This window comes from Streptomyces sp. NPDC107522, assembly GCF_055657525.1.
The window spans coordinates 147,642-170,034 of the sequence record NZ_JBVKAU010000015.1 but is presented as its reverse complement, the minus strand read 5'-3'; the positions used below and the strand labels follow the sequence as shown (position 1 = coordinate 170,034).

22 protein-coding genes are annotated in these 22,393 nt (G+C 70.5%); 15 read left to right on the top strand and 7 right to left on the bottom strand.

Annotated features, from left to right (window positions below; translation table 11 throughout):
* Window positions 1-58: 58 nt before the first annotated feature.
* The 4 genes from ACZ7L6_RS34455 (at window position 59) to ACZ7L6_RS34440 (ending at window position 6,530) form a co-directional block, all read left to right on the top strand.
* Window positions 59-1,402 (top strand): M1 family metallopeptidase, encoded by a 1,344-nt coding sequence (locus tag ACZ7L6_RS34455; protein ID WP_471930825.1) that lies wholly within the window; start codon window positions 59-61, stop codon window positions 1,400-1,402.
* Between the two features lie 133 nt (window positions 1,403-1,535).
* Window positions 1,536-5,249 carry a metallophosphoesterase family protein gene (locus ACZ7L6_RS34450; protein WP_471930823.1) on the top strand — a complete coding sequence of 1,238 codons (3,714 nt, stop codon included), beginning with the start codon at window positions 1,536-1,538 and terminating at the stop codon, window positions 5,247-5,249.
* 10 nt (window positions 5,250-5,259) lie between these two features.
* On the top strand, window positions 5,260-6,039 hold the full coding sequence (locus tag ACZ7L6_RS34445) for a hypothetical protein (RefSeq protein ID WP_471930821.1): 780 nt from the start codon (window positions 5,260-5,262) through the stop codon (window positions 6,037-6,039).
* Window positions 6,040-6,101: 62 nt separating this feature from the next.
* Window positions 6,102-6,530, top strand: a complete 429-nt coding sequence (locus tag ACZ7L6_RS34440) for a YchJ family protein (protein WP_471930819.1) — start codon at window positions 6,102-6,104, stop codon at window positions 6,528-6,530.
* A gap of 4 nt (window positions 6,531-6,534) precedes the next feature.
* On the opposite strand, the gene ACZ7L6_RS34435 is transcribed toward ACZ7L6_RS34440, so the two are convergent.
* Complete coding sequence (locus tag ACZ7L6_RS34435) at window positions 6,535-6,894, bottom strand: hypothetical protein (RefSeq protein WP_471930817.1); 360 nt, start codon at window positions 6,892-6,894, stop codon at window positions 6,535-6,537.
* Window positions 6,891-7,592 (bottom strand): FadR/GntR family transcriptional regulator, encoded by a 702-nt coding sequence (locus tag ACZ7L6_RS34430; protein ID WP_471930815.1) that lies wholly within the window; start codon window positions 7,590-7,592, stop codon window positions 6,891-6,893. The genes ACZ7L6_RS34435 and ACZ7L6_RS34430 overlap by 4 nt, the downstream gene beginning before the upstream one ends.
* Window positions 7,593-7,730: 138 nt before the next feature.
* Here ACZ7L6_RS34430 and ACZ7L6_RS34425 point away from each other — a divergent pair, with 138 nt between their 5' ends.
* The 5 genes from ACZ7L6_RS34425 (at window position 7,731) to ACZ7L6_RS34405 (ending at window position 12,928) form a co-directional block, all read left to right on the top strand.
* On the top strand, window positions 7,731-8,264 hold the full coding sequence (locus ACZ7L6_RS34425; RefSeq protein ID WP_471930813.1) for a gluconokinase: 534 nt from the start codon (window positions 7,731-7,733) through the stop codon (window positions 8,262-8,264).
* A gap of 84 nt (window positions 8,265-8,348) precedes the next feature.
* Window positions 8,349-9,746, top strand: coding sequence for a GntP family permease (locus ACZ7L6_RS34420; RefSeq protein WP_471930811.1), 1,398 nt, complete (start codon window positions 8,349-8,351; stop codon window positions 9,744-9,746).
* A 19-nt stretch (window positions 9,747-9,765) separates the two neighbouring features.
* Entirely contained in the window at window positions 9,766-10,530 is a 765-nt protein-coding gene (locus tag ACZ7L6_RS34415) for an SDR family oxidoreductase (RefSeq protein ID WP_471930809.1), read from the top strand.
* Window positions 10,531-10,544: 14 nt separating this feature from the next.
* Entirely contained in the window at window positions 10,545-11,570 is a 1,026-nt protein-coding gene (locus tag ACZ7L6_RS34410; protein WP_471930807.1) for an L-idonate 5-dehydrogenase, read from the top strand.
* Window positions 11,571-11,707: 137 nt separating this feature from the next.
* The gene (locus ACZ7L6_RS34405; protein WP_471930805.1) at window positions 11,708-12,928 is read left to right on the top strand and encodes a hypothetical protein; all 1,221 of its coding nucleotides are present in this window, start codon (window positions 11,708-11,710) and stop codon (window positions 12,926-12,928) included.
* Here the strand turns inward: ACZ7L6_RS34405 and ACZ7L6_RS34400 are convergent.
* From ACZ7L6_RS34400 to ACZ7L6_RS34385, 4 genes are all read right to left on the bottom strand, one after another.
* A complete protein-coding gene (locus ACZ7L6_RS34400; RefSeq protein ID WP_471930803.1) occupies window positions 12,882-13,505 on the bottom strand; it encodes a cytochrome b/b6 domain-containing protein in 624 nt (207 codons plus the stop codon). The genes ACZ7L6_RS34405 and ACZ7L6_RS34400 overlap by 47 nt on opposite strands.
* Window positions 13,489-14,217, bottom strand: coding sequence for a molybdopterin-dependent oxidoreductase (locus ACZ7L6_RS34395; RefSeq protein ID WP_471930801.1), 729 nt, complete (start codon window positions 14,215-14,217; stop codon window positions 13,489-13,491). The genes ACZ7L6_RS34400 and ACZ7L6_RS34395 overlap by 17 nt, the downstream gene beginning before the upstream one ends.
* Before the next feature lie 85 nt (window positions 14,218-14,302).
* Window positions 14,303-15,850, bottom strand: coding sequence for an APC family permease (locus ACZ7L6_RS34390; RefSeq protein ID WP_471930799.1), 1,548 nt, complete (start codon window positions 15,848-15,850; stop codon window positions 14,303-14,305).
* An 81-nt stretch (window positions 15,851-15,931) separates the two neighbouring features.
* Complete coding sequence (locus ACZ7L6_RS34385) at window positions 15,932-16,882, bottom strand: hypothetical protein (RefSeq protein ID WP_471930895.1); 951 nt, start codon at window positions 16,880-16,882, stop codon at window positions 15,932-15,934.
* A 296-nt stretch (window positions 16,883-17,178) separates the two neighbouring features.
* On the opposite strand from ACZ7L6_RS34385, the gene ACZ7L6_RS34380 reads away from it, so the two are divergent.
* From ACZ7L6_RS34380 to ACZ7L6_RS34365, 4 genes are all read left to right on the top strand, one after another.
* Window positions 17,179-18,099 (top strand): DMT family transporter, encoded by a 921-nt coding sequence (locus ACZ7L6_RS34380; RefSeq protein WP_471930797.1) that lies wholly within the window; start codon window positions 17,179-17,181, stop codon window positions 18,097-18,099.
* Between the two features lie 176 nt (window positions 18,100-18,275).
* The gene (locus tag ACZ7L6_RS34375; RefSeq protein ID WP_471930795.1) at window positions 18,276-18,794 is read left to right on the top strand and encodes an NUDIX hydrolase; all 519 of its coding nucleotides are present in this window, start codon (window positions 18,276-18,278) and stop codon (window positions 18,792-18,794) included.
* Window positions 18,795-18,828: 34 nt separating this feature from the next.
* Window positions 18,829-19,221 (top strand): YidH family protein, encoded by a 393-nt coding sequence (locus ACZ7L6_RS34370; protein WP_093911039.1) that lies wholly within the window; start codon window positions 18,829-18,831, stop codon window positions 19,219-19,221.
* Window positions 19,218-19,583 carry a DUF202 domain-containing protein gene (locus ACZ7L6_RS34365; RefSeq protein WP_471930793.1) on the top strand — a complete coding sequence of 122 codons (366 nt, stop codon included), beginning with the start codon at window positions 19,218-19,220 and terminating at the stop codon, window positions 19,581-19,583. Before ACZ7L6_RS34370 ends, ACZ7L6_RS34365 begins: the two co-directional genes overlap by 4 nt.
* A 191-nt stretch (window positions 19,584-19,774) precedes the next feature.
* On the opposite strand, the gene ACZ7L6_RS34360 is transcribed toward ACZ7L6_RS34365, so the two are convergent.
* The gene (locus ACZ7L6_RS34360) at window positions 19,775-20,752 is read right to left on the bottom strand and encodes an NADP-dependent oxidoreductase (protein WP_471930791.1); all 978 of its coding nucleotides are present in this window, start codon (window positions 20,750-20,752) and stop codon (window positions 19,775-19,777) included.
* A 111-nt stretch (window positions 20,753-20,863) separates the two neighbouring features.
* On the opposite strand from ACZ7L6_RS34360, the gene ACZ7L6_RS34355 reads away from it, so the two are divergent.
* Together ACZ7L6_RS34355 and ACZ7L6_RS34350 are read left to right on the top strand one after the other, a co-directional pair.
* Entirely contained in the window at window positions 20,864-21,160 is a 297-nt protein-coding gene (locus ACZ7L6_RS34355; RefSeq protein WP_471930789.1) for a hypothetical protein, read from the top strand.
* A gap of 197 nt (window positions 21,161-21,357) precedes the next feature.
* Entirely contained in the window at window positions 21,358-22,392 is a 1,035-nt protein-coding gene (locus ACZ7L6_RS34350; protein ID WP_471930787.1) for a phosphotransferase family protein, read from the top strand.
* The last annotated feature ends 1 nt before the right edge of the window (window position 22,393 follow it).

The following is a 22,393-nucleotide window of genomic DNA, read 5'->3' as shown; positions in this document are numbered from 1 at the left end:
GGAGGGCGGTGGCCCGGCACGGGGTGGCAGCATTACGGCGCAGGGAGCACAGACAGCGGTGGCAGTTCAGCAGGCGGCGGGCGTGGACCCGTACTTCCCGGAGCACGGCGACCCGCGGTACCGGGTGCACCGGTACGAGCTCGCGCTGGACTACCGCCCGGGACCGAACCGGCTGTCGGGGACGGCCCGGATCAACGCCATAGCGGGACGGGCGCCGCTGACGGAGTTCGTGCTGAACCTGGCCGACTTCAAGATCGGGCGGGTCCGGCTCGACGGACGGCAGGCGCACTACACGCACCGCGGCGGGCGTCTGCGCGTCCGCCCCGCCAAGCCGGTCCGCGCCGGGGCGGCGTTCACGGTCGAGGTGCACTGGTCGGGCAACCCCAAGCCGGTGAACAGTCCCTGGGGCGGGCTCGGTTGGGAGGAGCTGGAGGACGGGGCGCTGGTGGCGAGCCAGCCGATCGGGGCGCCGTCGTGGTACCCGTGCAACGACCGGCCCGCCGACAAGGCGTCGTACCAGATCTCGATCACCACGCCGTCGGCGTACGCGGTGGTGGCGGGCGGGCGGCTGCTGACCCGTACGACGAAGGCGTCCACGACCACCTGGGTGTACGAGCAGTCGGCGCCGACGTCCAGCTATCTCGTCGGCCTGTCGATCGGCAAGTACCAGACGGTGCTGCTCGGCGACCCCGGCCCGGGCGGCGTGCCGCAGCACGGGCACATCCCCGCGCATCTGCTGCCGGAGTTCTCCCGGGACTTCGCGCGCCAGCCGCAGATGATGGAGCTGTTCCAGGAGCTGTTCGGGCCGTACCCCTTCGACGAGTACGCGGTCGTCGTGACCGAGGAGGAGCTGGACGTCCCCGTCGAGGCCCAGGGATTGTCGCTGTTCGGCGCCAACCACGTGGACGGGGCACGGGGTTCGGAGCGGCTGGTCGCGCACGAACTCGCCCACCAGTGGTTCGGCAACAGCGTGTCCATCGCGGACTGGCGGCACATCTGGCTGAACGAGGGGTTCGCCAAGTACGCGGAGTGGCTGTGGTCGGAGCGGTCGGGCGGCCGTACGGCCCAGCAACTCGCCGCCGCCGCGCACCGGTCGCTGTCGTCGCTGCCGCAGGATCTGCGGCTGGCGGATCCGGGCCGGAAGTCGATGTTCGACGACCGGCTGTACGAGCGCGGCGGCCTCGTCCTGCACGCGGTGCGCTGCGCGATGGGCGACATCGCCTTCTTCCGCATGCTGCGCGCGTGGGGGCAACTGCACCGGGGCGGCACGGTGACGACCCAGGCCTTCACCTCACACGTGACCCGCTTCGCGACCGAGCCGGTGGAGGAGCTGTTCGAGGCGTGGGTGCAGGGGGCGGCGCTGCCGCCGCTGCCGACGGCGGCGGCGCGCAGGTCCGCCTGAGTGCCGGATTCCGCACATCCTTCGGAAGCGGCCTGCCGAAAAGCCCCCCGATCACGTAACCGTACGGATACGCTGAGCGATCAATCGGCCTGCGGCACGGGCGCCGCGGCCAGCTCGGCACGGGGACGGCAGGATGGTCCGCAGCAGCATCACTTGGTGGCAACTCTCCGATCTCCATTGGCCGGTCTTCCCGGAACCGGAACGCGAGCAGTTCATAGCCGTGTTGATCGACCATTTGAGCAAGGTGCACGCCGATTCCGGCGCTCCCGATTTCGTGATCTTCACGGGTGATGTTGCGCAGTCCGGGAAGGCGGAAGAGTACGCCTCCGTGGCTCGAGTGCTCTTCACTCCCCTGCGTGAGATCGTCGGAGAGAACACTCCTCTGCTGTTCGTTCCCGGCAACCACGACATGGACAGGGACGAGGCCGCCATGAAGGCCTCGCATCTGGTCACCGGGCTGAAGGACCCAGGGGCCCTCGACATCTTCCTCAAAGGGGCGCGGCAGCGTGAGAACTTCGCAGATCCCTTCCGGAATTACCAGGAATTCGTGAGGGAGTGGGGACCCGCCGGCACGGACAACGTCTACAGCTGGTCGCACGACGTCGTCGTCGAGGGCAGGCGCTGCCGCGTCACCGGGATCAACTCCGCATGGTCGGGGTACTACCACGTGGCCGAATCCGGGATCGACAGCGATCGCGGCCGGCTGCTGTTGTCGATTTCGCAGATCCCCAAGCTGGAAGAGGACGTCGATTATGCCCTCTTCGCGCAGCACCATCCGTTCGACTGGTTGCATGAGCAGATTTCCGACCCTGCCGTACAACAGCTGAAGAGCGAGTACCAGATCGGGCTGTTCGGTCATGTGCACAGCCCGCGCGCCCTGGGCATCTCCCAGACCCCCAACCACAAACTGATGCGCGTGCCGTCCATGCTGCTCTTCGGTCGTCCGCACCGTGACGACTCGGCGGAGTTCGTGCGGGGCTACACGCGAGGTGAGCTGCTTTTCGACCAGAACCGCTGTGTCATCAGGTACTTCAAGTACGACGGCGTCCACAGCCGGCAGTTCCGCGAACACACAGACGTCTACCACAAGCCCGACCAGCCACCGGTCGCAGAGCTCCAGCCGCTGCGCCATCGGTCGGCGCCGGCCTCCGTGCCGCCGTCGTCAGGCGGGTCGTTCGTCACGCTCGTCCCCAGGATCCGGCATCTGCAGTCCCTCATCGCCGAGCTGCACGACCCGGACCGGGACACCGCGCACACCTTGGAGGTCTTCCAGAAGCTGGTCGAACGCATCGACTACCAGATGCCCTTGACCTCTTATGGTTCGCGTGACCAGGTGGCCCTGGCCTATGTGATGGCCGAACTGTCGATCATGCACGGACGGTCCGGGGCCATCATGCCCGGAGCCGAGACCACGGGTGGCGGACACATCTCCGCCGCTCTCGAGCCGCTCACCGAGACAGCGTGCGGTATCGCCGAAGAGGACATCACAGAACTGTGCCGGTTGCTGGACCACCTCAGCCTCTACGAGCCGGGCAGGATCCGCCGGGCCGGTGACCTGCGCAAGTCGCCGGCAGCCGACTGCTTCGCCTTCCTGTGGGGACTCGCCCGCCTGGCGCAACTGCTGGACAATCCCAGCCTGATGGACGCCGATGCCATGCAGGCCGGTCTGTATCGCAGGAACGTGCTGGACGTGCACGAACGGCTACCCGCGGACGGTACGTTGATCTTCGATCTGGCCACCAGGGACCGGGTCTGCTTCCATCTCACGGCTGAGGCCCAGCACACCGTACGCCTTTACTTCGTGGAACTGGAGAACGTCCGGCGCAGCTGGCAGGTGATGCGCCCGCCCGTCCGGTTCGAGCTGAACACGCCGTACTGGCGTGACCGCTCGCTGCGCAGCCATGAGCTGCGCGTCGACGCTCAGCCGATCACCCGGCTGCTGATGGGCTCGGCGTTGTACGGCGACCGACCGCACGTATGGCTGCGCGAACTGATCCAGAATGCCGTGGACGCCACCCAGATGCGGGCGTCCACACAGCCTGGCGACTACCAGCCCCGGATCGACGTGGAACTCGAGGACGCACACTGGCTCGTGATCCGCGACAACGGTGTGGGCATGACCTACCAGCAGGTGGTCAGCCAGCTGTCGGTGCTCGGGCGTTCCGGGTGGCGTGACTCGGCCGACAGGACAGGCAGCCCGGACGGGGAAGGGCCGACGCTCTTCGGACGCTTCGGCATCGGCTTCGCCTCGGTGTTCAGCGTGGCGAACTCAGTGGAAGTGCGGACCCGCACGGTGGACTGCCGTCCCGTGGACGGGATCGTGGTGCAGTTCTCCACGCCTGACCGCCCGTTCTACACGGACAACACGGTCTGCCCGCCCGGCACGGAGATCAAGGTTCAACTCATCGGTTCCCTCACCACGACGGCCTTCCGTGACGCGATGACCGATCTGTTCGCGTACCTGCCGCCTTTCGCCCACCTGTCCCCCGATCTGAGACTGCCCACCTCCCTGGCCGCTTTCTCGCCGCTGGACCGAAAGCGTGAGCATCTCAACGGCTGGGCCGTGCAACGCCACCATGACGCCACTCATCTGGGCCCGTATCCGGTCGACTTCCACTTGGACGTGGTCCACGATCCGAGCCCGAATCAGCGCAACGGCGACCGGTCGGGCCAGCAGCCCGACACCAGGGAGCTCGGGCGTACGTCCGCCACGTTCTGCGTGGACGGTGTACGTGTCATGGAGCACACCGGGCTGAACTCCCCCGAGGAACGCCTTCCCTACGGCAGCAACGGCCAACAGCACGGGAACCTGAACGGCTGCCACGTCACCGTCGATTTCAGAAGGGACAACGCACCGGTCACGGCCTCCCGAAACGCCCTCGAGGGTGACGCCGAGTTGCACGAGGAACTGATGAAACTGGTGCAGTCGACCGTCGCGGGCATGCTCCCGCAACTGGTCCAGGCCGCCCAGTCCGGATGTCTGAACGCGGCAGCCCAGCGGCGCGCGGCCTTCCAGACACTGTGCGACCTTTTGGACGGTGACCACTCAAGTCACTACTACCGGGGACGCTTCCACTCGTCGCCGGTCCTGTCCCAGGCGGCGGCCGCGGTCTACCGCGACCATTGTCCTGTGGCGGTTCGGTCGGCAGCCGGACGGATCCTCCACATTCCGCTGGACGAGCTCGACCCGGCCAGGTGCTCGGTAGTCACCACCACGAAGCTGGCGCAGCACGCGCTCTTTCCCGCCTTCTGCCGTGCCAACGACCTCACCGAGTGGATCACCGCTCTCGACGGCCGCGAGCTCAACCTTCTCCAGGAGGCGTGGCCGCACGAGGTCTCGCTTCGCGTAGTCGCTTCGTCGTCGCAGCTCATGGAGGACATTCAGAGGATCCTGCCGGAAATTCGCGACGGACATGTATGGCAGTTGCTGCGCGCCGACTACGCACTGTCCGAGAGCCAAGTCTTCGGTGACGCCCTGGTGGTGCCACTGCCGACCCGCCCGGGCACGGTCCGCCGTGCCGACGGCGTGGCCCGGCGTCGCGCAGGCGCGGCGACGGGGGAGCGGCCCCGCAAGCTGCTCAACCAACGCCATGCCCTCGTAGAGGCGCTGGAGCGCCACCTGTCGGGGGCAGCGAGGGCGGGGCAGGACGAACTGGCCACGGCAACCGACCAGATCACCTCCTGGCTGGACCTCCTGTGCGACCAGGTTCTGGACGAGCCGCGGATCACCGTGCAGCGTGAGCGGTGGAAGCAGCTCGTCAAGCGGCTCCAACACCTCACCGGGGACGACTTCTCCCAGACGGCGGCCGACGCGCTGCATCCGTCCTGGAAGGATTCGGTCTCCTGATGCGGCACGAGTGGACCCTTCCCACGCACCGCCGGCGGAGGGCGAACTGATGGCGGGCCGCGGCAAGGCACTTCGCAGCGTCCGCACCCTGCTCGGGTTCTTCGCCCTTGCTCTGCTGGCGTCGGAGGCGGTTCTTCTGAAACTCGTTCCCGAAGTGACCGACACCAACCGGGCCTTCCTGGTGTTCAGCGGCATCTTTGTCGCCGTGGCGTGCCTGGCCGCCCTCGTCGCGCTGGTACGGCCATCGGTGCTGCACGGGCCGCCCCGGCCGTCGGCCGGTACCGTGCCCGTTCAGGAACAGCGAACGGAGATCAAGGACAAGCAGCCGGAGTACCTGTACGACGTGTTCCTCTCGACCCCCATGTCGTCGTTTCCCACCCAGGCCGAGTACCGGTCTCACCGGCGAGACGTCCTCCGCCTGCAACACGCCTTGCAGGAGGTCTGCGGGTTCCGGGTGTACTTCTCCGGTGACCGGCGCCCGACCGTCAGGGACTTCCAGGCGTCTGACATCGGCCTGCGCAAGGACGGCACGGCTCTGGAGAACAGTCGCTACTTCCTGCTCGTCCTGCCGCGCAATCTTGTCTCCAGCGTCTTTGTCGAAGCCGGCATCGCGATTGCCCTGGACAAGCCGTCCGTGTACTTCCAGCACGCGGAGGCGTCCCTGCCGTTCCTCCTGCGGAATCCCGGAAGGCCGTCAGCCAGCGGCCCGGTCGCCAAGGTCTACAGGTACGCGACCTTTGCGGAAGTTGTCGACTGCATCCGGGCCAACGGCCGGGAGCTCTTCGAGTAGCCGGATTCGCCCCCTCGTAGATGCCGTCCACGGAACGCCATGCCAACGGCGACAATGTCGGCATGGCCTCTCGACGCAGTTCCCCCGCCGACTCCCGCACCGCCCGAGGACCGGCAGCCGTACCGGCGATTTGTCCGTGCGGGCTCTCGAACACCTACGAGACCTGCTGCGGCCGCTACCACTCCGGCACCGCAGCCGCGCCCACGGCCGAGGCGCTCATGCGGTCGCGGTACAGCGCGTTCGTCAAGGGGGATGCGGCGTATCTGCTGCGGACCTGGCATCCGCGGACGCGGCCCGCGCGGCTGGAGCTCGATCCGGGGATGCGGTGGGCCGGGCTGGAGATTCTGGGGACGACGGACGGTTCGGCGTTCCACTCCACCGGGACGGTGACCTTCAGGGCCTCGTTCCGGGGCGGGTCGCTGCATGAGCGGAGCCGGTTCGAGCGGGTGGACGGGGCCTGGGTGTATGTGGACGGGGACTTCCTGGAGTGATCGCCTAGGCGGGGTTCCTGCGGCCCGGTGGGAACTCGTTGCCGTTGCGGTCGGAGACCGTGGCGAAGAACGACGTCGCCCAGACGGTCAGGCAGTCGGGTTCGTGGATCGTCTCGAACGGGTGGTCGTTCCACATGCCGTACGAGGTGACGTACACGGTCTCTCCCGGCTCCAGCCAGTAGTCCTGGCCGACGGGCTCCAGCCACAGCTGCAACGGCCTTTCGCCCCTGTTCTGCACCAGCATCGGCACCGGATTGCCGAGCCGCTTGATCGCCTCGAAGCCGAAGTCCCCGGCCTGGGGCATGTTCACCTTCAGCGGCTCCATGATCCGGGGGATGTCCACACGTCGGCCCGCTTCGGTCATGGCGCCAGGATGTCCAGTTCCTGGAGGGCGCCGACCGTGATCTCCCGGGTCAGGTGTTCCGCGCGCGCCGCGTCGCCCGCGCGGACCGCCTCCGCGACCTGGACGTGGAGGGTGACGGCAGCGGGGTCGGGGTCCTCGAACATGACCTCGTGGTGGGTGCGGCCCGTGAGGACCTCGGCGACGACGTCGCCCAGGCGGGCGAACATCTCGTTGCCGGAGGCGTTGAGGATGACGCGGTGGAAGGCGACGTCGTGGATGAGGTAGCCCTCCAGTTGGTGGCCGCGTGAGTGGGCGACCATGCCGAGGGCGCACTCGGTGAGTTCGGCGCACTGGTCGGCGGTGGCGTGCTTGGCCGCCAGGCCCGCCGCCGCCGGCTCGATGGCCGAGCGCAGGACCGTGAGGGAGCGCAGTTGCTGCGGGCGGTCGGCGCCGGCGAGGCGCCAGCGGATGACCTGCGGGTCGTACACGTTCCACTCGGACTTGGGGCGCACCGTCACGCCCACGCGGCGGCGGGACTCGACCAGGTGCATGGACTCCAGGACGCGGACCGCCTCCCGCATCACCGAGCGTGACACGTCGAAGCGCTGGGCCAGCTCGTCCGTGCGCAGGACGCTGCCCGGCGGGTACTCGCCCGCGGTGATCGCGGGGCCGAGGGTTTCCAGTACATGGCCGTGCAGCCCCCGGCCCGGTGTGCTCATGCACTCAGCGTACGGGGCAGATCACGGGAACAAAAAGTCAGACTTATTCATCACAGGGTCTTGAATTCGTCGTACCTAATAGGTTTCAGTGTGCGTCGACATCACGTGTCGACGAAGACAGCAGACAGTGAGGCAGCGATGAGTACCCCCCATGTCGTCGTGGTCATGGGCGTCGCGGGCACCGGCAAGACCACCATCGGTCCCCTGCTCGCCGCCCGGCTCGGCGTCCCGTACGCCGAGGGCGACGACTTCCACCCGCCGGCCAACATCGCCAAGATGTCGGCCGGCACCCCGCTCGACGACGCGGACAGGTGGCCCTGGCTCGACGCCATCGGCTCCTGGGCGCACGGGCGGGCCGGGCTCGGCGGGGTGGTCAGCTGCTCGGCGCTGAAGCGGTCGTACCGCGACCGGCTGCGGGCCGCCGCGCCCGGCGTCGTGTTCGTGCACCTCACGGGCGACCGGGCCCTCATCGAGGACCGGATGGCGCACCGGCAGGGGCACTTCATGCCGACCGCGCTGCTGGACTCACAGTTCGCCACGCTCCAGCCGCTCCAGGCCGACGAGGCAGGAGTCGCCGTGGATGTCGCCGGCAGCCCGGAGGAGATCACCGAACGGGCCGCCAAGGCGCTGAGCGACCTTCCCGACAGGGATCTTCCCGACTCAGCCCGGTAACCCCACCCGCAACACCAGCAGTACCGCACCACCCCCCACGGCAGTACCCCTCTCCCCAACCCCCGTACCTGCAAGGGAACCCCCGTGACCAGACTCAGCGTCGAGATGCTGGCAGCGGACACCGTCGAGCCCATCACCTCGGCCGGCCACGCTCAGCTGGGCATCGCCGTCCTGGCGGGCATCGCCGTCATCGTCCTGCTCATCACCAAGTTCAAGCTCCACGCGTTCCTGTCGCTGACCCTCGGAACGTTCGTGCTCGGCGCGATCGCCGGGGCGCCGCTCGACAAGGCCATCGCCAGCTTCACCACCGGCCTCGGCACCACGGTCGCCGGCGTGGGCGTGCTGATCGCCCTCGGCGCGATCCTCGGCAAGATGCTCGCCGACTCCGGCGGCGCCGACCAGATCGTCGACACGATCCTCGCGAAGGCGGGCGGCCGTTCGATGCCGTGGGCGATGGTGCTGATCGCCTCCGTCATCGGTCTGCCGCTGTTCTTCGAGGTCGGCGTCGTCCTGCTGATCCCGGTCGTGCTGATGGTCGCCAAGCGCGGCAACTACTCGCTGATGCGCATCGGCATCCCCGCCCTCGCCGGCCTGTCCGTGATGCACGGCCTGGTCCCGCCCCACCCCGGCCCGCTGGTCGCGATCGACGCGGTCGGCGCCAACCTGGGCGTCACGCTGGCCCTGGGCGTCCTCGTCGCCATACCGACGGTCGTCATCGCCGGTCCACTGTTCTCGCGGTACGCGGCCCGCTGGGTCGACGTCCCGGCTCCGGACCGGATGATCCCTCAGCGCGCGTCCGAGGACCTGGACAAGCGACCCGGGTTCGGGCCCACGCTGATCACGATCCTCCTCCCGGTCGTCCTGATGCTCTCCAAGGCGCTGGTCGACATCGTCATCGACGACCCCGAGAACACCGTCCAGCGGGTCTTCGACGTCATCGGCTCCCCGATGATCGCGCTGCTCGCCGCCGTGCTCCTGGGCATCTTCACGCTGCTCGCGCCCGCCGGGTTCGGCAAGGAGCGGGTGTCGCCGCTCGTCGAGAAAGGCCTCGCCCCCATCGCGGGCATCCTGCTGATCGTCGGCGCGGGCGGCGGCTTCAAGCAGACGCTGATCGACACCGGCGTGGGTCAGATGGTCCTGGACATCTCCGAGGACTGGTCGATCCCCGCGCTGCTGCTGGCCTGGCTGATCGCGGTGGCGATCAGGCTGGCGACGGGTTCGGCGACGGTGGCGACGGTTTCGGCCGCCGGGCTCGTGGCACCGCTGGCCGCCGACATGTCGACGACGCACGCGGCCCTGCTGGTCCTCGCCATCGGCGCCGGCTCGCTCTTCTTCAGCCATGTCAACGACGCCGGATTCTGGCTGGTCAAGGAGTACTTCGGCCTGAACGTCGGCCAGACCATCAAGACCTGGTCCGTCATGGAGACGATCATCTCGGTGGTCGCCGGTGGTGTGGTCCTGCTGCTCTCGCTGATCATTTAGGGATACGAGGAGTACGACGATGACGGCTCACCCCCTCTTCGACATCAGCGGCCGCACGGCCCTGGTCACCGGCTCCAGCCGGGGCATCGGCCTCGCGCTCGCCCGGGGCCTCGCGGAGGCCGGCTGCACGGTGGTCCTCAACGGCCGGGACGGCGAACGCCTCGCCAAGGCCGCCGCCGAACTGCCCGGGGACCGGGTCCACACGGCCGTGTTCGACGTGACCGACGGTCCGTCGGTGGCCGCCGGGATCGCGGAGGTCGAGGAGCGGGTGGGCCCGCTCGACATCCTGGTCAACAACGCGGGGATGCAACTGCGCGCGCCCTTGCTGGAGTTCACGGACTCCGACTGGCACCGCATCCTGGACGCCAACCTCACCAGCGCGTTCCTCGTCGGCCGCGAAGCCGCCCGCCACATGACGGAACGCGGCCACGGAAAGATCATCAACATCTGCTCGCTGCAGAGCGAGGTCGTCCGCCCCGGCATCGCGCCCTACGCCGCCACCAAGGGCGCGCTGAAGATGCTCACCAAGGGCATGTGCGCGGACTGGGGGCCGTACGGCGTCCAGGTCAACGGTCTCGGCCCCGGCTACATCGAGACCGAGCTCACCCAACCGCTCGTCCGGGACGAGGAGTTCAGCGCCTGGGTGCGGCGGCGCACCCCGGCCGGGCGCTGGGGGCGTACCGAGGACCTGGTGGGCGGGGTGCTGTTCCTCGCCTCGCCGGCCGCGGACTTCGTCGGCGGGCAGGTCCTGTATGTCGACGGCGGCATGACGAGCGTGCTGTGAAGGAGGCCGCGGGGATGCTCGGTTGTGTGATCCACGGTGCGGGTGACCTGCGGGTCGAAAAGCTGCCGCCGCCGGAGCCCGGCCCCGGGCAGGCCCTCGTCTCGGTGCGGTACGGCGGCGTCTGCGGATCCGACCTGCACTACTGGCGGCACGGCGGAGTCGGCGACTTCCGCCTGAAGGAGCCGATGGTGCTCGGGCACGAGGTGGTCGGGACGGTGGTCTCGTACGGTGCCGGAGCATCGGGCCCCGTTCCGGGTACGGCCGTTGCGGTGCACCCGGCCACTCCGTGCGGGGTGTGCCCCGAGTGCGCGGACGGGCGGCGGAACGTCTGCCGGGACACCCGCTATCTCGGCAGCGCGGCACGATTCCCGCACGTCCAGGGCGGGTTCGCGGCCCAAGTGGTCGTGCCGGCAGACCAGTTGCGGCCGCTTCCGGCCGGGCTCGAGCCGCGGCGGGCGGCCCTCGCCGAGCCGCTCTCCGTCGCGCTGCACGCCGTGCGGCGGGCCGGGGAGGTGGCCGGGCGGCACGTCCTCGTCACCGGTGCCGGGCCCATCGGGTGCCTGGTGGTCGCGGCGGCGAAGGCGGCCGGTGCGGGGCGCGTGACGGTGACGGACCTGCTGCCCGCGGCCCTGGAGTACGCGCGCATCGCCGGCGCCGACGTCCTCGTACGGGCCGACGACCCGGACGATGCCGGGTGGCCTTCCGAGGTGGACGTGGCGATCGAGGCGTCGGGGGTGGCGGCGGGGCTGGACACCTGTCTGCGGCTCGTGCGGCGCGGGGGTGTGGTGGTGCAGCTCGGGATGCTGCCGCCGGGGCGGAGTCCGTTCGCGGGGAACCTCGTCGTCAGCCGGGAGATCGAGCTGCGGGGAGCGTTCCGGTTCGACGCGGAGTTCGACGACGCGCTGGAACTGCTCGCCGCCGAGCCGTCGTTCGACGCGCTGGTCAGCGCGGTGGTGCCGGTGCGGGAGGCCGAGTCGGCGTTCGCGCTGGCCGCGGACCGGAGCACTTCCTGCAAGGTGCTGCTGGACTTCGGAGCCTGAACCGCTGCGCTGCCTGGCGCCTGAAATCACACCGACGATCCCCTGAAGCGCCTTCCCTGGGGGCACTTCGGGCCCGATGATGAGGTGTCCCCCGGCGGCTGCCGCAGTGTTCGGGGGCGGGAACTTCGGGGGGCGTCATGGCGGTTTCCCTCGGGATGCGTATCTCGGGGCTGCTCGTCGCGGGGGCCGTGGCGGTGGCCGCCGCGGCCTTCACCAGCGACGGGGGTGGCACGGCGGACGGCAGGGGCGGCGGGGGCACGATCGTCACCGCCGGACCTTCGACCGGGCCTGGGAAGCCGCGGACCGGCTCGCCGAACTCCGCTCCTCCGGTTCGGCCGAAGCCCGACGGGCACGCGACTGTGCCCGTCCCCACGGCCACGCCCAGCCGGCCCCGGAGCAGCCCGGCGAGCGAGCGGCCGAGCCCCTCCCCCAGCCCCTCCATGGCTCAGAAGCTCCTCGAAGTCCCCACCTGGCTCCCGCCCGGTCCCGACTCACCGAACACCGACGGCACCCCTGATCCGGCGAGCGTGTACGACCTGCTCCGCGCCCCCGCCGAGTGCCGGACCGCCCTGAACGTGATTCCCCGGACGTCGGCCGACGCCGAGTGGACACTGCTGCGCGGGCTGGCCACCGCCTGCCTCGCCGTGCAGGGCGAGGGCGGCAGCTGGGAACAGGCGGCGCGGGACCACACCGCCCTGGCGGACAAGGCCGACACCTGCAAGGGCCGTGCCGCGTACACCGTCCTGGGCGGTCTCCTCGACTTCCACCGGCGGCATCCCGGCGCCACCGTGCGGCTGAAGCCCACGGCGAGCGGCACGCCCGCAGCCTGCGGTTTTCGGATCAACGGGGTGGACACGGGCGGCGATGGCGAGGCGCGGCCCGGTGACACGATCGGGATCGAGTTGGCGGACGCCTACTTCGACCCCACCGAACTGCTGCGGGATGCGAGCGTGATCATCGGCGGACAGCAGGCGCCCGGGATTCCCGTCCTGAAGTCCGAGCCCGGCAACCGGCTGGTGCTGTCAGTCGTCGTACCGACGCTGGAGCCAGGCCCGGCCGACGTGACTGTCCAGCACCCAGGTGTCGAGATCCGTATGCCACACGCGTTCATCGTCGCAGCGCCGGACATCGTGCAGGACCCGAGCCCGGTCCCGGGGCCAAGCGCCCCTGACGAATTCAGCTGCGGATCAGCAACGCCCTCAAGGGGCGCGGGGCTGTCATCGATATGCGGCTACCGCCGCGTGGGCGCGACCAGCCACAACGAACCCGCAGCCGCCGGACAGCCCATCGCAGCACTCTCGTTGGCGACTGTCACCGCCTCCACAACGAGTGCTCCCGCTCAGCCCACTCCCGGCTGACCGACCCCGTCCGCATCCCCCGCCGCGCCTCCGGATCCCCCAACGCCATGCCGATATGCCCGGCGAGAACGATCCCTATGGTCAGGGCCAGCCAGTCGTGGACGAACGTCGCACTCGTGCGCCACACCAGCGGCGTGAGATGCGTGAACCACATCAACAGCCCCGTCCCGAGCATCACCAGCGTCGCCCCGGCGATCCAGGCCGCGTAGATCTTCTGCCCGGCGTTGAACTTCCCCGCGGGACGGGACGCGGCCCGCTTGTCACGGCGCAACGCGGCACGCAGCCACACGCGGTCGTGCGGGCCGAAGCGGTTGAGGAAACCCAGGTCGGCGCGGAAGGCGGGGGAGGCGAGTCCGGCGAGGACGGGCACGGGCAGGGCGAGGCCGGCCCACTCGTGGATCCGGACCACCAGCTCGCGGCGACCGACGAGTTCGGCGAGCTGGGGGACGTACAGGCAGGCCGCCGTCACCACGCACACGCCCATCAGCGCGGCCGTCGTACGGTGCACCCAGCGCTCGGCGCGGCTGAAGCGCCGCACACGCGTGGCCCGGCCGGGGGTGTCAACTCGTAGGCTCATCGTCGCGTCCGTTCGAGCGGCCGACCCAGGCGTCGATGTCGTAGCCCCGTTCCTCCCAGTAGCCGGGCTTCACGTCCTCGGTGACGGTGATGCCGGAGAGCCACTTGGCGGACTTGTAGAAGTACATGGGGGCCACGTAGAGGCGGACGGGACCGCCGTGGGCGTGGCCCAGGTCCTTGTCCTGCATGCGCAGGGCGACGAGGACGTCGGAGCGGCGGGCCTGGTCGAGGGTGAGGCTCTCGGAGTACGTGCCGTCGAAGCAGGTGAAGCGCACCGCCCCGGCTTCCTTGCGCACTCCCGCGGCGTCGAGGAGCCGGGACAGGCGCACCCCCTCGAACGGTGTGTCGGGCACCCGCCAGCCGGTGACGCACTGCACGTCCCGCACGAGCCGGGTCTGCGGCAGGGCGCGCAGGTCGGCCAGGGTGTAGCTCCTGGGGTGGTCGACCAGGCCGTCGACCGTGAGGCGGTAGCTGGCGGAACTCTTGCGGGGCACGGAGGAGGCGACCGAGTAGTAGCGGAAGCCGCCGCCGTTGGGCAGCAGGTCGGTCAGGCCGGTGGGGTCCTTGTCGGACGCGCTCGCGAGGAAGGACTCCAGGCCGCGCTGCAGGGTGGGCGCGGTGACCACACCGAGGGCACCCAGGCCGAGGGTGCCGAGGAAGACGCGGCGGCCGATGGGTTTGCCCCGCTGCTCTTCGGGTTGTTCGGAGTTCACCCACCCATTCGAGCACCCGCGGCCCTCGCCGGGCCAGGGATCGCGGGTGCCCGTCAGAGTTCCGTAACCACTTCTCACCCGGTTCTCAGGAGTCGCCGCCGGCCGCCTTCTCCAGCTGGAACGCCTCGTTGCCGAGCCCGATGCGGGCGTGCCGCTCGGGGGCGCGGGAGCGCAGGAGCAGGCCTTGGGCCAGGCCGACGGCCAGGGCGAGGGCGATGACGGCGGGCAGCGCCCAGCTCAGGGAGGAGCCCGGGCCCGCCCCGATCAGGACGTCGAAGTCCTTGACGGTGTAGACGACGATGAAGAGCAGCGCGAGGACGGCGAGCCCCGAGGCGGCCAGCCGCCAGAACTGGGCGGCGACGGCCCCGCGGCGGACGAAGAAGACGATGACGGAGACCGAGGCGGCGGCCATCAGAGCCGCGACGCCCAGCGCGCCCAGGCTGCCCATCCACGTGAACAGGTGCAGGACCGGTGCGGTCGGGTCGCCGGTCGGCTTGTCGTCGGTGAGCGCGAAGGCGGCGACGACCACGAGCGAGACCCCGGTCTGCAGCAGCGAACCCGTGCCGGGGGCGCCGCTCGCGCCGCTGGTGCGGCCGAAGGCGGCGGGCAGCAGACCCTCGCGGCCCATGGCGAAGGCGTAGCGGGCGACGACGTTGTGGAAGCTGAGCATCGCCGCGAACATGCCGGTCACGAACAGCACGTGCAGGACGTCGGTGAAGCCGGTCCCGAGCAGGTCCTCGGTGAGGAAGAACAGCAGTCCGGCGCTCTGCTCCTGAGCGGTGCCGACGATCGCCGAGGGCCCGGTGGCGACGGTGTACGCCCAGCAGCTGATCGTGTAGAAGACCGCGATGCCGCCGATGGCCAGGAACATCACGCGGGGCACGAGGACGTGCGGGCGGCTGGTCTCCTCGGCGTAGACGGGGGCCTGCTCGAAGCCGAGGAAGGCGGCGACGCAGAAGCACAGGGCGGTGCCGATGCCCGCGCCCGTGAGCGTGTCCGGGTTGAAGGCGTGCAGCGAGAGCCCCTCCTTGCCGGGGTCGCCGAGCGCGGCGACGTCGAAGATGACGACCAGGGCGACCTCGATGACCAGCAGAACGCCGAGCACGCGCGCGTTGAGGTCGATCTTCAGCCAGCCGAGCGCGCCGACGAGGAGTACGGCCAGGAGCGCCGGTATCCACCAGGCGACCTCGGTGTCGAGGTAGGTGGCGAACAGTCCCGAGACCTCGAAGCCGAAGATGCCGTAGATGCCGACCTGGAGTGCGTTGTAGGCGACGAGCGCGACCATCGCGGCGCCGGCGCCGGCCGTGCCGCCCAGTCCGCGGGAGATGTACGCGTAGAAGGCGCCGGCGTTGTGGACGTGGCGGCTCATCTCGGCGTACCCGACGCTGAAGAGCGCCAGGACGAGGCCGAGGATCACGAAGAGCAGGGGCTGCCCGACGACACCCATCACTCCGAAGGTCGTGGGCATGACACCCGCGACCACCATGAGGGGTGCCGTGGCGGCGAGCACGGACAGCAGCAGGCCCGTCGTGCCCAGGCGGTCGGCGCGCAGGGCGCGGTCCTGCCCCTTGAACGTACTGATGCCGCCGCCGTCCGCGGTGGCTCTGCTGGTGCTGGAACTGCCCGTCGTCATCGAGTGACCGTCCTTTCGGGGGTAGGGGTGCCGGGGGTGCGGGTCGGGTCGGATCGGTGTTGTTACGTCGGGTCGGTGCTGTTACGCCATGCCGAGCGCGGTGTCTCGTGCGGCGCGGAAGGCGGGGTACGGATCGCGGTCCGGGTACGACCAGGGGGACGGCGTGGCGTGCTCGCCGATGCGGTGGAACAGGGCGGCGGCCTCGGCGCCCCGGCCCTCGCAGACCTTGGCGTGGGCCAGGAAGTTGAGGTCGATCAGGCGGCGCGGGTGCCCTTCCTGCTCCCACTCCAGCCACCAGTCGAAGGCGGCCCGCATCACCTGCCGGGCCCGGCGGCCGGTCCAGTGCCCGGAGGCGGCCGCGTCGCGGGGCTCGTGTCCGGCGCCTGCGAGGACGCGGTAACGCTCGGCATGGGCGATGACCGGGAGGATGGCGAGCGGGGAGTCGGCGGGGGCGTGCTCGGCGGCCTGGTTGGCGAAGTCGTAGACCTCGTGGAGGGGGTCGGGGCCGGCACCGGGGTGGCGCTCGGCGAGCCGGGCGACCATCAGGTGGTGGGCGTGGTGATGGTCGGCGTACCGGGCCCGGACCTCGGCGAAGAGGCGCCGTACCTCCTCGTCGGCACCGAGGGCGCACTCCAGCATGAGCAGCCCGAGCCACGGGGTGGGGTCGGCGGGTGCGAGCGCGGCGGCACTGTGGCAGGACTCGCGGGCACGGACCGGTTTCTCCTTGCCGCGCAAGGCGCGCTGCACCTGCGCGAGGGCGAGCAGGACGGCGGCGTCGGCGGAGTCGGGCTCGGCGAGCAGCCAGTCGCGGGCCCAGGGAGTGCAGTACGGCTCGCGGGCGAGGACGGTGACGCGGTGCCCTCGGCAGTCCCAGTCGTCGCCGGTCCGGGCGAGCAGCGAGCGGACCGACTGCCACCTGCCCTGGGCGAGCGCGGTGCGGGCCGCGGTGAGCTCGGCGTCGTCGAGGGCCGCGTCGAAGGCGTGCGCTGCGCGCTTTCGACTGCGGCCGAAGGAGGGCGGAGGTGGGGGCACCGTCGTGGGTTCTGTCGGGGGCAGAATGTGGACTGTCATCGAATGATCACGGAAAGCAAACCCGCAGCCAACGGTTCGCGTCAAGGGCTGCCGTGGCGTTACACGCGTCAACTTCCGTTAATGATGAGGCAGTTGAGACTTTCAACATGCCCGCAATGCCGGAATCGTTCCAAGCGTGTGGTGTACGTCATGGCGTCGTCGGCACGGGCACCGCACGATTGCGGGACGCGCATGCCGGGCTCAGGGCCGCTACAGTCGGCCCCCACGCACCCCCCACGCACCCCGTCCCCGGCAGGATGATCGAGGTACGCAGCGTGTCGCTTCAGATTCTGATACTCGCCGTCACCGCTGCGTGTTGCCTGGGCTTCGGCTTCGTACTGCAGCAGAACGCGGCCCGGCAGGCTCCGCTGAACGACTTCCTCTCGCCCCGCATCCTCCTCGATCTGATGAAGGTGCCGCGCTGGCTGGGCGGCATCGGGCTCATGGTGGTGGGCATGGCGCTGGGCGCGATGGCGCTGGGCCAGGGCGAGATCTCCCTGGTGGAACCGCTGCTGGCGACGAACCTGCTGTTCGCGCTCATGCTCTCCCGCCGCCAGACCAAGCAGCCTCTGGGCCGCCAGGGCTGGACCGGCCTCGCGCTGCTCGCGGGCGGCGTCACCGCGTTCATCGTCGCCGGACAGCCGCGCGGCGGAACGGCGACCGACGACCCGCTGCGGCACTGGCTGATCATCGGCGTCATGATCGGAGTGGCCCTGCTGCTCACGGCGTACGCCAAGCGCTCACGGCTCAGCTCGGGTCCGGCGCTGCTGGCGACGGCCGCCGGTCTGCTGTACGGCGTGCAGGACGCGCTGACCCGGGTGACCGGCGAGCGTTTCGCCGAGGGCGGCCTCGCGGAGGTGCTGACCGGCTGGCAGCCGTACGCCGTGGTGGCGCTCGGCCTCACCGGGCTGGTCCTGGTCCAGAGCGCCTTCGAGACCGCGTCGCTGCGCATGTCCCTGCCCGCCCTGACCGCGGCCCAGCCGCTCGCCGGCATCGCCTGCGGCGTGGGCTTCCTCGGCGACCGCCTCCGCACCGACGCGGGCGCGCTGGCGTGGGAGGCGGCCGGGCTCGCCGGGATCGTGGTGGGCATCATCCTGCTCGGAACGCATTCCGCGATGCCGTGCGGGGCGAGGGAGCGGGAGCGGGCGGCGGCACAATTCAGCCCGTCCGGCGTTTGAGGACGAGGTCCCTTCGGGGCCGAAAGCGGGGGTCTGGGGCCCCAGGCCCCAGGGAGCGGGGGCGAAGGGGCAGCGCTCCTGGAGGATGGGACGGGTAGGGGGCGGCGGGGGCGAAGACGACCCCGGCGCCAGGGGCAATTCCGGCGCCACCCGGAGGGCCCTGCTTGGATGGCCCCATGAGCGCTGCTGACGAGATCCTCGACATCGTCGACGAACAGGACCAGGTCATCGGACAGTCCCCGCGTGGCGAGGCCTACGCCCAGGGGCTGCGTCACCGCTGCGTCTTCATCGAGGCCCGGGACACAGAGGGCCGCCTCTTCGTGCACCGCCGTACGCCCACCAAGCTGGTGTTCCCGTCGCGGTACGACATGTTCGTCGGCGGAGTGGTCGGCGCCGGCGAGTCGTACGACGACGCCGCTCTGCGCGAGGCCGAGGAGGAACTCGGCGTGAACGGCCTCCCTCGCCCGTCGTACCTCTTCAAGTTCCTGTACGACGACGGCGCCGGGCAGACCTGGTGGTCGGCGGTGTACGAGGTGCGCTGCGAGCTGCCCGTGCGCCCTCAGGTGGAGGAGGTCGCCTGGCACGACTTCCTCCCGGAGGCCGAGGTCGAGCGACGGCTGGCGGAGTGGGCATGGGTGCCGGACGGACTCGCGGCGTACGAGCGGCTCAGGGCCTACCGGGCGGCGACCGGCTGATCCGCCTGCTCACCGCCCGGATAGGGTCGTTCATGTGATCGAGTTCGTACGAAACGTCCGACTGTGGTTCGAACCGCAGCAGATCCGGCAGGAGGGCGGCACCCCCGACTACCGGTTCTCGCTGGCGAACGAGCGCACCTTCCTGGCCTGGCTGCGCACCGCGCTCGCCCTCATCGGCGGCGGCTTCGCGGTGGACCAGTTCCTGCCGGACCTGCGCTGGGGCTGGCGCGTCGGGCTGGCGCTCGCGTTGCTCGCGGCCGGGGTGCTGTGCTCGCTGCGCGCGGTCAATCACTGGGTGCGCTGCGAGCGGGCGATGCGCCGGGGCGAGGATCTGCCGGTGTCGCGGTTCCCGGCGGTGCTGAGCCTCGTGGTCGCCGTCGTGGCGGTGGCGATGGTCGTCGTCGTGCTCGTCGGGTGGGAGGGATGAGCGCCGATGGGGGTCCCCCCGGTCGAGCGTGTTCGAGACTGGGGGACGTCACGGAGCCGGAGCGGGATCCGGGACTGCAGCCCGAGCGGACGCGCCTCGCGTGGCGCCGTACGACACTGTCCGGCACCGTGGCCGCCGTACTCGCCGTGAAGACCGCACTGCACGGTGGGATCTCGGTGGCCGGGACGGTCGCCTGCGCCCTGTGCTTCGGATTGTGGCTGGGCTTCCTGGCCCTGGCCCACCACCGTATCCGCGTCCTCGCCACGTCGGCCGAGCCCGCGGCACTCGCCCCCCGGCATGCGACGGCCACGGTCCTGTTCACCGTGGCCTTGGCGGTGTGCGCCGCGGCCCTCGTCTTCTGAAGACGGTCTTCTGAGGACGGCCGGACCTCACCGGCACACTCCTGAACGACGACCTTCACCGGCAGCGCCTGAACAACGACCCTCGCTGCTGGATCCCTGGGATCCCGCCCTCACCGCCGGTCCCTGGGCGCCCGCCCTCACCGCCGACTCCCCGACAGCCGGCCCTCGGCGGCCGCCGCCCCCGGCCGGCGCTACTCCGACCCCTGCCAGAGCCCCTCCGGAGCGACCGCCTCCTCCGTCTCCCAGTCCACCGTCACCACGATCTTGCCCCGGGTACGGCCCTCCTGGTTGAGCCGGTGGGCGTCCGCCGCCCGTTCCAGCGGGAACGTCTCCGAGACGTGCACGGACACCACGCCCTCCTCCGCCAGCTCCGACAGCCGCAGCAGGTCCTCCGCGTCGGGGCGGACGAAGTAGTAGCGGCCGCCGTAGTCGAAGACGTCCGGGTCGGCGATCGACACCAGGCGCCCCTCGGGGGCGAGGAGGTTGGTAGAGGCCTTCAGCGCCTCGCCGCCGACCGTGTCGAACGCCGCGTCCACGCCTTCGGGCGCCAGTCCGCGCACGCGCTCGGTGAGGCCGTCGCCGTACTCGACGGGCTCGCCGCCCAGGCCGCGGACGTAGTCGTGGTTGTGCGCGCTCGCCGTGCCGATGACGCGGGCGCCCAGATGGCGGGCGAGCTGGACGGCGATCGAGCCCACGCCGCCGGCCGCGGCGTGCACGAGGACGGTCTCGCCGGGCTTGACCTGGAGCACCTTGAACAGCACCTGGTAGGCGGTCAGCCCCACCAGCGGCAGGCCGGCCGCCTCCTCCCAGGTGAGGTTGCGGGGCTTGCGCGCGAGGGTGCGCACGGGGGCGGCGACGTACTCGGCGAAGGTGCCGTGGGAGAGGAGGTCCTCGCGTACGTAGCCGATGACCTCGTCGCCGACGCCGAACTCCGTGACGGACACGCCCGGTTGGACCACGACCCCGGAGACGTCCCAGCCGGGGACCACCGGGAAGAGCGGCTCGAGCATCCGGTCCATGTGGCCCTCGCGGCACTTCCAGTCGACCGGGTTGACCGCCGCCGCCCGCACTTTGACCAGCACCGAGTCGGGGCCGACGCGCGGGTCGCGCACGTCCCCGTAGGCGAGCACCTCGGGGCCGCCATAGCTTGAGTAGCTGATGCCCTTCATGGCTCCGACCCTCTGGGGTGGCAGGGCGCCACGCAAGCCGAATGACCCGATATGCGCCGTTCGCGTGGCAGCCTGTCGACGTCACGACCCCCACCTTCGAAGGTGAGCACCATGACCACCCTGCACGTGGAACACCCCTCCCACACGCACACCCACGGCCCCGACTGCGGCCACACCCCGGTGCCGCACGGCGACCACACCGACTACGCGCACGACGGGCACCTCCACCGCGAGCACGGCGGACACTGGGACGAGTGCGAGGCGGACGGGCACGTCGCGCACGACGGCCACGCCCATCAGCACGGCGCCGACTGCGGGCACGAGAGCGTCCTGCACGGCGACCATGTCGACTACCTCCACGACGGCCACCGGCACGCCGCCCACGAAGGCCACTGGGACGACCACTGAGGCCCCATGAGGCCCCCACGAGGCCCCGCCCGGTCGGCGTACCGGCCGGAACCCGTCCCCTGACAGCTCCCCGGCGCTCCGCGCGGGGAGCTGTCGGCTTATCGTGGCCCCGATCACGTTCGTCTCCCCCACTGGACGACATACCGACTGGTCGGCATCATGAGTCAGGTCCCGTTCACCTGCTTGAGGAGCGATGTATGAGCCCCGACCATCCGCCCGGACTCGATCTCGACCGGCTGCGCGGCCTGCTCGAGCGGGAGCGGCCCGGCCTGGTAGACGGTCCGCTGACCGGCCGGCTGATCGAGGGCGGACGGTCCAACCTCACCTACTTCGTCTCCGACGGCACCGCGAAGTGGGTCGTACGGCGGCCCCCGCTCGGCCATGTCCTGGCCACCGCGCACGACATGAAGCGCGAGCACCGGGTCATCGACGCCCTGCACCCGACGAGCGTGCCGGTGCCGCGGCCGGTGCTGCTGTGCGAGGACGAGGAGGTGCTCGGGGCGCCGTTCTACGTCATGGAGTTCGTCGAGGGCACCCCGTACCGCACCGCCGACCAGCTGGCCCCGCTCGGCCCGGAGCGCACCCGCGGCGCGGTGCTGTCCCTGGTGGACACCCTCGTCGAGCTGCACGCGGTGGAGCCCGCGTCGGTGGGCCTGGAGGACTTCGGCCGCCCCGAGGGCTTCCTGGACCGGCAGCTGCGCCGCTGGGGCAAGCAACTGGACGCCTCCCGCAACCGTGAGCTCGCCGGCATCGACGAGCTGCACGCCACGCTCGGACGGCGGCTGCCCACCTCCCCCGCCCCGGCGGTCGTGCACGGCGACTACCGGCTCGACAACGTGCTCATCGGTGAGGACGACCGGATCAAGGCGATCCTCGACTGGGAGATGTCGACGCTCGGTGACCCGCTCACCGACCTGGGCCTGCTGGTGATGTACAGCATGCCGCTGGGGATGCCGAACTCCCCCGTCTCCACCACGGCCGAGGCCCCGGGGCATCCGGACCCGGCGGAGCTGATCGAGCGGTACGCCGCGCGCTCGGGGCGGGACGTGTCGGCGGTCTCCTGGTACACGGCGTTCGCCTGGTTCAAGCTCGCCGTGATCCTGGAGGGCATCCACTACCGCTACACGCTGGGCCAGACGGTCGGCCGCGGCTTCGATCTCATCGGCGACCTGGTCCCGGTCTTCATCGAGCACGGTCTGACCACCCTTCGAGAAGGCACCCAGGAAGGCTGAC

Coding starts and splice junctions, on each gene's coding strand:
- ACZ7L6_RS34400 (WP_471930803.1), bottom strand. CDS start 13,505: ATGAGCCTACGAGTTGACACCCCCGGCCGGGCCACGCGTGTGCGGCGC.
- ACZ7L6_RS34350 (WP_471930787.1), top strand. CDS start 21,358: ATGAGCCCCGACCATCCGCCCGGACTCGATCTCGACCGGCTGCGCGGC.
- ACZ7L6_RS34355 (WP_471930789.1), top strand. CDS start 20,864: ATGACCACCCTGCACGTGGAACACCCCTCCCACACGCACACCCACGGC.
- ACZ7L6_RS34415 (WP_471930809.1), top strand. CDS start 9,766: ATGACGGCTCACCCCCTCTTCGACATCAGCGGCCGCACGGCCCTGGTC.
- ACZ7L6_RS34435 (WP_471930817.1), bottom strand. CDS start 6,894: ATGACCGAAGCGGGCCGACGTGTGGACATCCCCCGGATCATGGAGCCG.
- ACZ7L6_RS34410 (WP_471930807.1), top strand. CDS start 10,545: ATGCTCGGTTGTGTGATCCACGGTGCGGGTGACCTGCGGGTCGAAAAG.
- ACZ7L6_RS34390 (WP_471930799.1), bottom strand. CDS start 15,850: ATGACGACGGGCAGTTCCAGCACCAGCAGAGCCACCGCGGACGGCGGC.
- ACZ7L6_RS34430 (WP_471930815.1), bottom strand. CDS start 7,592: ATGAGCACACCGGGCCGGGGGCTGCACGGCCATGTACTGGAAACCCTC.
- ACZ7L6_RS34375 (WP_471930795.1), top strand. CDS start 18,276: ATGAGCGCTGCTGACGAGATCCTCGACATCGTCGACGAACAGGACCAG.
- ACZ7L6_RS34450 (WP_471930823.1), top strand. CDS start 1,536: ATGGTCCGCAGCAGCATCACTTGGTGGCAACTCTCCGATCTCCATTGG.
- ACZ7L6_RS34405 (WP_471930805.1), top strand. CDS start 11,708: ATGGCGGTTTCCCTCGGGATGCGTATCTCGGGGCTGCTCGTCGCGGGG.
- ACZ7L6_RS34440 (WP_471930819.1), top strand. CDS start 6,102: ATGGCCTCTCGACGCAGTTCCCCCGCCGACTCCCGCACCGCCCGAGGA.
- ACZ7L6_RS34425 (WP_471930813.1), top strand. CDS start 7,731: ATGAGTACCCCCCATGTCGTCGTGGTCATGGGCGTCGCGGGCACCGGC.
- ACZ7L6_RS34360 (WP_471930791.1), bottom strand. CDS start 20,752: ATGAAGGGCATCAGCTACTCAAGCTATGGCGGCCCCGAGGTGCTCGCC.
- ACZ7L6_RS34365 (WP_471930793.1), top strand. CDS start 19,218: ATGAGCGCCGATGGGGGTCCCCCCGGTCGAGCGTGTTCGAGACTGGGG.
- ACZ7L6_RS34380 (WP_471930797.1), top strand. CDS start 17,179: ATGATCGAGGTACGCAGCGTGTCGCTTCAGATTCTGATACTCGCCGTC.